The organism is Campylobacter concisus, from assembly GCF_002913865.1.
GTDB classification, from domain to species: domain Bacteria; phylum Campylobacterota; class Campylobacteria; order Campylobacterales; family Campylobacteraceae; genus Campylobacter_A; species Campylobacter_A concisus_AM.
Genome location: NZ_POYX01000047.1, coordinates 1 through 1941, shown reverse-complemented (window position 1 = coordinate 1941; position 1941 = coordinate 1). Strand labels below are relative to the sequence as shown.

Sequence of the window (1941 nt, the reverse complement as noted above, 5' to 3'; positions counted from 1 at the left end):
TTTTATATGCTTTTTGATAAAATCTGTCCATCAAAAATAAGGAAAAATTTATCATGAATTATGAAATCATCGTCGTTGGCGGCGGACATGCTGGCATTGAGGCAAGTCTTGCGGCTGCTAGAATGGGCAAGCAAACTTTACTTATCACTATCTTAGCCGAGCAAATAGGTGCTGCAAGCTGTAATCCAGCCATCGGAGGCCTTGCAAAGGGGCATCTTGTAAAAGAGATCGACGCGCTTGGCGGTCAAATGGGGCTTACAACTGATGCAGTTGGTATCCAGTTTCGCGTGCTAAATGAGAGTAAAGGCCCAGCAGTACGTGGTAGCCGCGCTCAGATTGATATGGATAGATACCGCGTTTATATGAGAAATTTGCTTTTAAACACGCCAAATTTAGAAATTTCTCAAGAGATCGCTACTGAAATTTTAAGCGAAAATGGCGAGATAACAGGCGTTAAAACCCACCTAAATAACATCTATAACGCAAAAAAAGTGATAATTACAACTGGCACATTTTTAAATGGGCTAATCCACGTTGGATTTAACAAACTCGAAGCTGGCCGTGTGGGCGAGCTAAGCGCAAAGGATCTAAGCTCTAGCCTAAGGGAGCTTGGGCTAAATTTAGGCAGGCTAAAGACCGGAACATGCCCAAGGATCGACGTAAAAACGATAAATTTTGAAATTTTAGAGAAGCAAGATGGCGATCAAGACCCAACGCCTTTTAGCTTTAGAACTAAAAATTTCTCCCCAACGCAGCTACCATGCTACATCGCCTATACAAATGAAACCACCCATGAGATAATCCGCTCAAATTTTGACAAAGCACCGCTTTTTACAGGGCAGATCGAGGGCATAGGCCCAAGATATTGCCCAAGTATCGAGGATAAGATAAACCGCTTTGGCGACCGCGACAGACACCACCTTTTCATCGAGCCTCAGACCCTTGAAGCGACAGAGTACTACATAAACGGCTTTTCAACGAGCCTGCCTTATGAGGTGCAAGTGCAGATGCTTCGCTCTGTAAAGGGTTTTGAAAACGCCAAAATCGTAAGGCACGGATATGCTATCGAGTACGACTACGTTGAGCCAACACAGCTAAAACATAGCTTAGAAACCAAAAAAGTAAAAGGGTTATACCTGGCTGGGCAGATAAACGGCACGACTGGATACGAGGAGGCCGGCGCTCAGGGGCTAATGGCTGGTATAAATGCAGCGCTTTCGCTAGATAACAAAGAGCCGCTTATCTTGCGCCGTGATGAGGCGTATATCGGCGTTTTGATAGATGATCTTGTGACAAAAGGGACAAAAGAGCCATATAGGATGTTTACTAGTAGGGCGGAGTATCGCTTGCTTTTGCGTGAGGAAAATGCCATTTTGAGGCTTGGCGGATATGGGCATGAGCTTGGGCTACTTGATGATGAGACTTTTAATGAGATCGAAAATATAAGAAGAAATTTAAAAGAGGGGCTGGAGTTTTTAAACAACACTCAGATCACGCCAAATAAGGCAAATTTAGAGCTTTTAGCTAGTCTTGATGAAGAGCCGATCAGCCAAAACGTGAGCCTTCAAAAGATCGTAGCTAGAAAGAGCTTTACGGCTGAAAAACTAAGAAAGCTTGATGAGAGATTTGCCACACTTGATGATGCGAGCATGGATCAAATTTTAACCGAGTGCAAGTATCAGCACTACATCGGCGAGCAAAAAAATCAGATCGAAAAAATGAAAGATATGATGGATGTGAAAATACCTGAAAATTTCGACTTTAGAAACATAAGCGGACTTAGCAACGAAGTGGTCGAAAAGCTTGAGAAATTTGCCCCGCCAACGCTTTTTGCGGCGAGTGAAATTTCAGGTATCACACCAGCAGCGATCGATATCTTACATATTTATATAAAAATAAGCGAGAAAAAGGCTTAAATTTAAGCCTTTTATGGTTTTAAAG

The 1941-nt window shown here is 42.9% G+C and carries 1 protein-coding gene; it reads left to right on the top strand.

From position 1 onward, the window contains the following. The first annotated feature begins 53 nt into the window (after window positions 1-53). Window positions 54-1916 (top strand): tRNA uridine-5-carboxymethylaminomethyl(34) synthesis enzyme MnmG, encoded by a 1863-nt coding sequence (gene mnmG / locus CYP77_RS02750; protein ID WP_103566170.1) that lies wholly within the window; start codon window positions 54-56, stop codon window positions 1914-1916. Window positions 1917-1941 lie beyond the last annotated feature (25 nt).

Bases quoted from the DNA above. Each gene is read 5' to 3' on its own strand.
- mnmG (WP_103566170.1), top strand. From the start codon at position 54: ATGAATTATGAAATCATCGTCGTTGGCGGCGGACATGCTGGCATTGAG.